We start from the raw sequence: 9664 nt of genomic DNA, 5'->3' as shown, positions 1-9664 counted from the left end.
TGCCCAGCAACTGGGAATATTAACCGTTGAAAAGATCATGCGCGACCCAAAATGGATTGGCGTCGCACCTGCCAATATTCAATGGGACGAGAATAGCAAGAATATCTATTTTACATGGAATCCAGAAAAATCAGGCACTGACGCTTTATATCAAATATCCCTTCAAAAGAGAAATCCTGAAAAAGTGGCTGACATTACCAGGCGAACACTTGATCGCGGTACACTTGCTTATTCACGCGACCGTTTGAAAACGGTTTTTGAACGAAGTGGTGACCTGATCTTAAAAAACACCATTACAGGAGCTGAAAATGTATTGGTTAATACTGTAGAGAGGGAGAGTAATCCCGCCTTCAATAAGGACGAAAGTCAAGTCATTTTCCAGCGGGGCGATAATCTTTATGCTATTTCTCTGAACAATGGCGCTCTTAGTCAGCTAAGTAATTTAACCCGCATCAGGCCCCGTCCCGTATCATCTTTAAGTAAACAGGATGATTGGCTTAAAAAGGATCAGCTCAATGAATTTGATATCATTAAGGAAAAAGATGCGGACCGTAAAGATGCCGAGAAAAAGAGTAAAGATGATGCGGTTAAAAGGCCAAAGGAATTTTATCTTGATGATCGAAGTGCTTTAAATTCTGTCCGAATAAGTCCTGACGAAAGATATATTGTGTTCAGAGTTTCTAAAAGTGCAGAAGGCAATCGTAATACCATCGTTCCGAATTATGTCACTGCTTCAGGATACACGGAAGATATAAGCGGCCGTACGAAGGTTGGAAATATGCAAGCAACTTTCGAAAGTTATGTTTACGATATACAAAGGGATTCTATATACCCGATTTCAACAAAAGACATTCCCGGAATAAAAGATCTGCCGGATTATGTTAAAGATTATTCTGAACAGCTGGCCGAGCGAACTAAAAAAAATGAAGATCGAAAAGTCTTTGTTGTTGGGCCTTTCTGGAACTCCGATGGGTCACATGCAATTGTAACGGTCACATCTCTGGATAATAAAGATCGATGGATTATGATACTTGATCCGGTAAGCGGTAAGCTTTCACTTTTAGACAGGCAGCGGGATGAAGCATGGATAGGCGGTCCGGGTATCAATTCATTTAACGGCGGAAATTTAGGGTGGATAGATAACAATACACTGTATTTTCAAAGCGAAGCATCCGGTTTCTCACATTTATATTCTATGAATGTGGCCACAGGCGTCAAAAAACAGTTGACATCTGGAAAATATGAAATCCAGACCTTGCGTTTGTCAAACGATAAAAAAAGCTTTTATTTTACCGCAAATATTGAACATCCGGGCGTTACACATTTCTACCGCATTCCGGTGTCAGGCGGTGATCCTCTAAAATTGACATCATTAAAAGGCGGCAACGAAGTGAGCATCTCCCCTGATGAGAAATGGCTGGCAATCCGATATTCGTATGCTAATAAGCCATGGGAGCTTTTTCTTCAGGAAAATAAGCCAGGTGCAAAAGCTGAACAAATTACCAATTCTGTAAGTGATGAGTTTAAATCTTACCCATGGAGAGATCCGGAAATGGTATCATTTAAAAACCGATTTGGAGCAGATGTGTACGCGAGAATCTATACGCCTCAAAAGGCTGACCCTTCGAAACCTGCAGTCTTATTTGTACATGGTGCCGGATATCTTCAGAATGTTCATTATTGGTGGAGCCAATATTTCAGAGAGTACATGTTTAATAACTTATTGGCTGATAAAGGGTATACAGTAATCGATATAGATTATACTGGCAGTTCAGGCTACGGAAGGGATCATCGAACAGGTATCTATCGCCATATGGGAGGTAAAGATTTGAGTGATCATGTAGATGGAGTAAAACTTCTGGTTGAAAAGTATGGCATTAATCCATTGAATGTGGGATTATACGGTGGATCGTACGGAGGTTTTATCACTCTAATGGGATTATTTACCGAACCTGATGTTTTTAAATCAGGTGCAGGCTTGAGATCAGTTACAGACTGGGCTCATTACAACCACGGTTACACATCGAACATCCTGAATGAGCCTGTTAATGACGAGAACTCTTATAAAAAAAGTTCCCCGATTTATTTTGCTGAAGGTTTGAAAGGAAACCTACTTATGGCTCACGGTATGGTTGATGTGAATGTGAATTTTCAGGACATTGTGAGATTATCTCAGCGGCTTATTGAACTTAAAAAAGACAATTGGGAACTCGCCGTTTATCCGGTAGAAGATCACGCTTTTACAGACCCCGCAAGTTGGACTGATGAATATAAACGCATCTTAAAATTGTTCGAAACCACTTTGAAATCTAATTAAGAGCAGTTTATTAAGTAATTTTACTAAAGACCTATTGTGTAAAAATGTTGAAAACTTATTTGATATAAATAACGAAATTTTGTAATTTTAGAAAATAAAGGTTAATTAGCCTTAAAGCTTCTTATTTTACACCTAGTTTAACGCGTTTCAGACATGCAGTGATTGTACTCTGAAGGACGGATGAAAGCTTTAAGGATCTACAAGTTTTTAATTGTAATTTTTGGGGAAACGGTCAGATATCAATTATCTGACCGTTTTTTTATTTATTTGGATAGAGGTAAATTTTTTGTGTCATCGTCGTTAAAAAGTGTTTTTTAATTACTTTCGATAGATAACCCTGTACCTTCATGAAATTTCCACAAACAGCAATCCTTTTCTTTCTAACTATCCCATTTTTTGTTTCAGCGCAAACATCGGTTCAATATAATTCCGCTGAGATAAAGCTTGGAATCAAAAAATTAAATACAGTAGGCTCGGCATTATATATCGCAGCACATCCCGACGATGAAAACACCAGATTGCTTTCTTATCTCGCAAAGGAAAAGAGATTAAGAACAGGATATCTATCGCTTACCCGGGGCGATGGCGGGCAAAACCTTATTGGAAACGAACAGTCTGAGCTGCTAGGACTGATCCGGACACAGGAGTTACTCGCAGCCCGACGTACTGATGGCGCAGAACAATTTTTTACCCGTGCTATCGATTTTGGGTTCTCAAAAAACCCGGAAGAAACATTCAGAATTTGGGACAAAGAACAGGTTCTTGGAGATGCTGTTTGGGTCATCAGGAAATTCCGGCCGGATATAATTATAACAAGATTCCCTGAGGATGCCCGTGCAGGGCACGGACAGCATTCTGCGTCTGCAATAATTGCCCGGGAGGCATTCGTGGCCGCAGCCGATCCTGAACGCTATCCTGAACAGTTAAAACACGTTAAGGTTTGGCAAGCAAAAAGAGTAGTTTGGAACACGGCAAACTTCGGAGGTAATAACACAACTTCACCTGACCAACTTAAAATAGATATCGGCGCCTTTAACCCGCTGCTTGGTAAAGGTTATGGAGAAATTGCCGCCGAAAGCAGAACAAACCATAAAAGCCAGGGATTTGGAAGTGCCAGGCAAAGAGGAGAAGCCCTCGAATACTTTTCTCCTGTTACTGGAGATCTAACGAAAACAGACCTTTTTGAAGGAATCAGCTTTGATTGGAAACGAGTAGCCGGTGGTGAGTCAATAGGTAAAATGATTAGTCTGGCTGACAAGAACTTTGATATTGATAATCCTTCAGAATCGGTGCCTGAACTTGTTAAAGTCCTCACAGCTCTTGAAAAGTTAAAAGACGAATATTGGCGGAACCAAAAAACCGCCGAGATTAAAAATTTAATTGCGGCAGCAGCAGGCTTGTGGTTTGAAAGCTATTCGCCGCAAGCTGAGCAAGCAATCGGCGACAGTCTTACTGTACGGAGCCAGGTAATTCTCCAGTCGGGTGCAAATGTTATCCTTAAACACATTGATGGATTGGATCAAAATGCTGTTTTGAAGCAAGGAAATGTTAGAACTGTCACTAACCGCCTTTACGCTGGTGTGATTACCGAGCCCTATTGGTTAAAGGAAAAACACCCCATAGGCATGTATGTGAATACAGATCCAATGATTATTGGTAATCCGGAGAATATTCCGTCCGTGCAATCCAACTTTGTTTTTTATATTAATAATAAGGAGATCTCCTACACGAGGCCGGTTGTGTATAAATACACCGACCAGGTTAGAGGGGAGATCTATCGGCCACTTGTAGTTGCTCCGACAGTAACTGCTACAATTTCAGAAAAGGCTTACGTTTTTTCAGGTAATACAGCCAAGACCATCCAGGTACACTTAAAAAGTTTCAAAGAGAAATCAAGTGGTACAATAGTTCCTGAAGTACCAGCTGGCTGGAAAGCAGTGCCCGAAAAAATAAACTTCGATCTTCCGCTAAAAGGTCAGGAAAAAACCGTAGAGTTTTCAATAATTCCCGCCGGGAATGAAAACGGTGGATTTATGCGGTTCACTATAAATTCAGGGGGTAAAGAGTTTAACCGCGGAAATAAGGTAGTCGATTATGATCATATCCCTTTACAAACGTTGTTTCCCCTATCAGAAGCCCGTGTTGAGCGCATTGATCTTAAAACGGGCGGCAAGAAGATAGGATATATTGCCGGAGCCGGGGATTTAATCCCGGAAGCGCTGGAACAGGTTGGATATCAAGTAAGCATACTTTCTGAAAGCCAGATCCTCAGTGGCAACCTTTCCAGCTATGATGCGATAGTCACAGGCGTACGCCTCTACAACGTCAATGAAAATTTGAATGTCATTCAACCAAAACTGATGGAGTACGTTAATAATGGAGGAACCTTACTGGTGCAGTACAACGTTAGCAACCCGCTGAAGATTCAACAGATCGGCCCTTATCCCTTCCGTCTGTCACGTGACCGGGTTACTGATGAAAACACCAGAGTGACCTTACTTGCTAAAGATCACCCGGTGCTTAATTATCCCAATAAAATCACTGAAAAAGACTTCGAAGGCTGGATCCAGGAAAGAGGACTCTATTTTACATCTGACGCAGATCCGAAATATAGCCGTATACTATCTATGAACGATCCGGGAGAAAAGGCAAACGACGGATCATTGATTGTAGCAGACTATGGAAAAGGCAGGTTTGTATACACTTCGCTGGTATTTTTCAGAGAATTACCCGCCGGTATACCCGGTGCATACAGATTATTTGTAAATTTGATCACGAAAACCAGCAATAATTAAATCATGGAAAATCACAAGGCAACAAACAATTACAATTCATATTATTTGATTCCTGCATTGATCTGCGGTATGTTAACTGGTTGGATTGTTACAGGTTCCGTGGGATATACCATTCTTGGGGCTATTCTAGGACTTCTTACTGCAGGTTTCTGGGCAAATGTAGTAGTAAAAAACGGTGAAAAAGCCTGATCAGGATCTTCCCCCATTTGTAAAGACCTGGAACCAGTTCTACTACCTTTTGGTGGTGTGGCTGGTATTCCTGATCTCCTTTTGTTACTTCTTTACTAAAATTTTTGAATGAGTGGCCTGGATTGGATAGTCCTGATCACCACGCTTTTAACAATCGTCGCCTACGGCATTTATAAAAGCAGGGATACTGTCGATATAGACGGTTTCTTGCTTGGAAACAGATCCTTCGCCTGGTATTATGTCACCTTATCAGTGATGGCAACTCAGGCTAGTGCTATTACGTTCTTATCCGCACCAGGATTGGCATTCTCGTCGGGTATGGCTTTCGTCCAGTTCTATTTTGGCCTTCCGCTCGCCATGATCGTGTTGTGCATCACTTTCGTGCCCATTTTTCACAAGCTCAAAATTTACACAGCTTATGAATTCCTGGAAAATCGTTTCGATTTAAAGACCAGGGCTCTCACTGCATTTCTCTTTCTTATTCAGCGGGGTCTTTCAACCGGCATATCGATTTATGCAGCGTCTATAATTCTTTCAACTGTCCTTAATATTAATACTACATCTACTACGGTATTTATTGGAACTTTAGTAATTATTTACACTGTTTATGGGGGCACAAAAGCTGTCTCGTACACGCAGCTTCTGCAAATGAGTGTAATATTCGGCGGACTCTTCATCGCCGGAGTTGTAGTAGTAAAACTGCTGCCGGAAAGTGTGGGCTTTGGAAAAGCCCTGCAAATTGCGGGAAAAATGGGCAGAACAAATGCTATTGATTTCAAGTTCGACTGGAATAATCAGTATACGGTTTGGAGTGGTCTTATTGGAGGATTTTTTCTGCAATTATCTTATTTCGGAACTGACCAGAGCCAGGTTGGCCGCTACCTCACCGGATCATCTGTGAGCCAGAGCCGGCTTGGGCTATTAATGAACGGCCTTGTTAAAATTCCGATGCAATTTCTGATCCTGCTTATTGGTGTGCTGGTATTTACTTTTTACCAATACCATCAGCCGCCTGTTTTTTTCAACAGATACGAACTCGGCAAGTTAGAAAATAGCCAGTACGCACCTGAACTCAATCGAATAAAATCTGATTATACAGATGCCTTTAAAAGCAAACAATTGGAAGTTAATCGCCTTGAAGTGGCACTTGACGCAAATGATGAAAAAGCAATTAATTCTCAAAGAGTAATCCTGCAGGCAGCGGATGAGAAGACCAAAGCAATCAGAAAAGAAGCCGTCGACCTGATGGTGAAGAATGACCCTGATGCAGATACAAACGATAATAACTATGTATTTCTGAGTTTCGTTACACGATATCTGCCTGAAGGCCTAATTGGCTTGCTCATCGCGATTGTTTTTATGGCCTCTATGGGTTCGACAGCAGGAGCGCTAAATTCTCTTGCTTCAACGACGGTTATTGATATCTATAAACGCCTGATAAACAAACAAGCCTCGGATGAAAAATATCTGTCCGTCTCCAGATGGTCAACAGTGATTTGGGGGATATTTTGCATATTGATGGCACTCTATGCCAGCAAAATGGGGAATCTGATTGAAGCCGTAAACATATTAGGATCTCTTTTCTATGGTACAATTTTGGGAATATTTGTTGTGGCGTTTTATTTGAAGAAAATCGGGGGTTCAGCTACCTTCCTGGCAGCAGTAATTACCGAAGTAATTGTCTTTGCTTGCTGGTGGGCAAATTTTATGGCTTTTTTGTGGCTAAACGTTGTAGGATGTTTGCTCGTGATGATAATTGCGCAGGTGATCCAAATGGTAAATAATCAACGGAATAAGGGTCAGATTTCTTAAAAAAAGAAACCCCCGCTTTTATGCGGGGGCTCCAACCTAAACCTTATCACAACGAACCCTTGTGGGGTTCTATTTAAGTAACCATCATAGTTTAAAAAAGTTTCTTTTATTTTATAGGTTTTTGGAATTCATACGTTTCCAAGAAATTTAGTCGTATAATCCGAGGTTTCTTTATTGGGGTCTCGGTATAATCGCCACCGTAAGCCGGCTGACACAACTCATCCTGCCCTTGTCATTATAGATCTTTATATCCCATACATGAGTCTTACCTCCAATATGCAAGGGCTTACAAATTCCAGTAACGTATCCAGATTTTACCGGACGAAGGTGGTTTGCATTTATCTCAAGTCCTACGCCAATGTATTTATCCCAGTCGATTACCATACTGGAAGCTACGCTGCCTAAAGTTTCTGCCAGGACAACAGATGCACCGCCGTGCAGGATTCCGTAAGGCTGATGTGTTCGTTCGTTTACAGGCATACGGGCACTAAGAAAATCTTCTCCAATATCTGTGAACTCAATGCCAAGCAGTGCGCCGAGATGGTTTGTAGGACGGCCATTCAGTTCCTGAACATTGTACTCCCGGTACCATATCATAAATATCTTTCCTCTATGATTTTACGGTGATGATTTAGATGGCCTGCAAGTATATAAATCAGGGCTCGTACACTTATCGGTGAATTGTTCGAGATGCCAGTCCTGCTCACTTCCTCTTCCGTAAAAGATTTGATTAGAAACATGTTTGCTCTTCTTAAAGAAGCAAATTCATCTGCAAGACTTTCAATAGTCCGGTCAGCAAAATGAGCATTCAATACGTATTCATTCTCATTAAAACCTGGTAACGGGGTCTGGTCATTGCGCGCGATCCGTAAAGCCCGGTAAGTCATAATACGCTCAGTATCGTTTACATGTCCCAAAAGTTCTTTCAGCGTCCATTTTCCTTCGGCATAAGCAAAGGATGCTTTATCTCCCGGAATGCCTTTCAAAAAGGCTGGAAATGAATTAATTTGATGTTCAAGTTCAGCAACTACGTTATCGCTAACTGTATCAATGTAAGTTTTGTAGAATGATGGAAATTCATCAGCTTGTGGTTGCTTCATAGGTCATATTACTTTTTAAAACAATGCGGAATGTCGTTCCCTTTCCTATTTCGGAGTCTTTTACAAAAATATGCCCCTTGTGGTAATTTTCAACGATCCTTTTGGTTAATGATAAGCCAAGGCCCCAACCTCGCTTGCGGGTGGTGTATCCCGGTTGAAAAATCGTGTCAAATTTTAACCTTGGGATGCCAGAGCCCGTATCACAAATATCTATAAAAACCTGTTCCTTTACCAGGTTTTCGCGTATGTCAACTTTAATTATACCAGGACCGGTAATTGCATTAACTGCATTTTTGAGAATATTCTCGATTACCCAATCAAATAATGGCACATTAATTAGTGCTTCCACCTGGGTATCTCCTGCTAAAACAAACTCGATCTTATCGCTCACCCTTACCTGGAAATAGTTAATATACTCTTCAACCACTTCATAAACCACATGATTATGAAGTACCGGCTTTGATCCAATTTTAGAAAAACGATCCGCCACGGTTTCTAGCCTTTTAACATCATTTTCCATTTCCAGAATCAATGGGTCCTCAGGGGCGTTAAACCTGGACTTTAATAATTCTACCCAGGCCATGAGGGATGAAATTGGCGTTCCTAACTGGTGGGCTGTTTCTTTTGCCAGCCCCACCCAAACCTGATCCTGTTCAGATTTTCTGGAAGAGCTGAAAACACCGTATGCCACAAGTAGGAAAATTGCAATTACAGATAACTGAATGTAGGGGAAAGCTCTAAGTTGCGTAAGGAGTACAGAATCCTTATAATAAACATACCATTTACGGGTATCAAGCTCTAAAACTATAGGCTGAGGGTGCTGCCTTTTCATTTGTCGGAGCACTGCCTGAAAATACCTGGGATCATACGTTCTTTGAGTATCTTCCTTTAAATCCGTTTTGGTGCTGTCGAGCCCCCTCCACGTAATAATATTATCTGCAGAATCAGCAACTATGGCCGGTACAGTAAGACTATCCCGCATACTGTAAATAAATGTGATATATTCATCATTCACATCTGGCATAGCGATGATGTTCCGGGTACTTAAAGCCCAAAGCTCAGCGCGGGTACGTTCCGCATCAGAAATTTTTCTCACCAGGTAATCTGTATACCAAAGGGACGCACCTGCGATTATCACTGCAAAAGCAAGTAACACAAATTTCCAGCGGCGCTTACGTTCGTAGGGATTCATTGATTGCCAAATTACAAAAGGAAACGCAAAGTGTGACAGGATATTTTTGGGACACGAGCTACGAGATACGAGCTTCTTGCAGGTCGAGATTTTACGACAAATGCACGAACAACTAACAACTAACAACTAACAACAATACTTATCTTTGCCCCATGTCTGAGATTACCAAAAAAGTAAGAGTACGTTTTGCTCCAAGCCCAACAGGTGGATTGCACCTTGGAGGTGTAAGAACAGTTTTATTTAACTATTTATTTGCCCG

The 9664-nt window shown here is 41.3% G+C and carries 8 protein-coding genes; 5 read left to right on the top strand and 3 right to left on the bottom strand.

The window, feature by feature from the left end; genetic code table 11:
• The 4 genes from ACLL8Z_RS03450 to ACLL8Z_RS03435 all read left to right on the top strand — a co-directional run.
• Positions 1–2317, top strand: a 2317-nt coding sequence (locus ACLL8Z_RS03450; protein WP_411273359.1) for a prolyl oligopeptidase family serine peptidase, incomplete at its 5' end; no start/stop codon positions are given.
• A 347-nt stretch (positions 2318–2664) separates the two neighbouring features.
• Complete coding sequence (locus ACLL8Z_RS03445) at positions 2665–5112, top strand: PIG-L family deacetylase (protein ID WP_411273358.1); 2448 nt, start codon at positions 2665–2667, stop codon at positions 5110–5112.
• Positions 5113–5115: 3 nt separating this feature from the next.
• Entirely contained in the window at positions 5116–5301 is a 186-nt protein-coding gene (locus ACLL8Z_RS03440; RefSeq protein WP_411273357.1) for a hypothetical protein, read from the top strand.
• A 108-nt stretch (positions 5302–5409) separates the two neighbouring features.
• Positions 5410–7113 carry a sodium:solute symporter gene (locus tag ACLL8Z_RS03435; RefSeq protein WP_411273356.1) on the top strand — a complete coding sequence of 568 codons (1704 nt, stop codon included), beginning with the start codon at positions 5410–5412 and terminating at the stop codon, positions 7111–7113.
• Positions 7114–7284: 171 nt separating this feature from the next.
• Here the strand turns inward: ACLL8Z_RS03435 and ACLL8Z_RS03430 are convergent, their stop codons facing one another.
• The 3 genes from ACLL8Z_RS03430 to ACLL8Z_RS03420 are packed head-to-tail and all read right to left on the bottom strand — an operon-like array spanning position 7285 to position 9405.
• The gene (locus tag ACLL8Z_RS03430) at positions 7285–7710 is read right to left on the bottom strand and encodes a hotdog fold thioesterase (RefSeq protein WP_411273355.1); all 426 of its coding nucleotides are present in this window, start codon (positions 7708–7710) and stop codon (positions 7285–7287) included.
• Positions 7707–8213, bottom strand: a complete 507-nt coding sequence (locus ACLL8Z_RS03425) for a DinB family protein (RefSeq protein WP_411273354.1) — start codon at positions 8211–8213, stop codon at positions 7707–7709. Before ACLL8Z_RS03425 ends, ACLL8Z_RS03430 begins: the two co-directional genes overlap by 4 nt.
• Positions 8194–9405 (bottom strand): sensor histidine kinase, encoded by a 1212-nt coding sequence (locus tag ACLL8Z_RS03420; RefSeq protein ID WP_411273353.1) that lies wholly within the window; start codon positions 9403–9405, stop codon positions 8194–8196. Before ACLL8Z_RS03420 ends, ACLL8Z_RS03425 begins: the two co-directional genes overlap by 20 nt.
• Positions 9406–9557: 152 nt before the next feature.
• On the opposite strand from ACLL8Z_RS03420, the gene ACLL8Z_RS03415 reads away from it, so the two are divergent.
• The coding region (locus ACLL8Z_RS03415) for a glutamate--tRNA ligase family protein (RefSeq protein WP_411273360.1) at positions 9558–9664 on the top strand (107 nt) is incomplete at its 3' end.

Origin of the sequence: Daejeonella sp., from assembly GCF_046590655.1 — a bacterium.
Taxonomy (GTDB): domain Bacteria; phylum Bacteroidota; class Bacteroidia; order Sphingobacteriales; family Sphingobacteriaceae; genus Daejeonella.
Note: the sequence above shows the minus strand (reverse complement) of the source record. Positions and strands in the feature narration are given on the sequence as shown.

What these genes read in the sequence shown, in the direction of transcription:
- ACLL8Z_RS03430 (WP_411273355.1), bottom strand. Translation starts at nt 7,710, where the DNA reads ATGATATGGTACCGGGAGTACAATGTTCAGGAACTGAATGGCCGTCCT.
- ACLL8Z_RS03425 (WP_411273354.1), bottom strand. Translation starts at nt 8,213, where the DNA reads ATGAAGCAACCACAAGCTGATGAATTTCCATCATTCTACAAAACTTAC.
- ACLL8Z_RS03440 (WP_411273357.1), top strand. Translation starts at nt 5,116, where the DNA reads ATGGAAAATCACAAGGCAACAAACAATTACAATTCATATTATTTGATT.
- ACLL8Z_RS03445 (WP_411273358.1), top strand. Translation starts at nt 2,665, where the DNA reads ATGAAATTTCCACAAACAGCAATCCTTTTCTTTCTAACTATCCCATTT.
- ACLL8Z_RS03435 (WP_411273356.1), top strand. Translation starts at nt 5,410, where the DNA reads ATGAGTGGCCTGGATTGGATAGTCCTGATCACCACGCTTTTAACAATC.
- ACLL8Z_RS03420 (WP_411273353.1), bottom strand. Translation starts at nt 9,405, where the DNA reads ATGAATCCCTACGAACGTAAGCGCCGCTGGAAATTTGTGTTACTTGCT.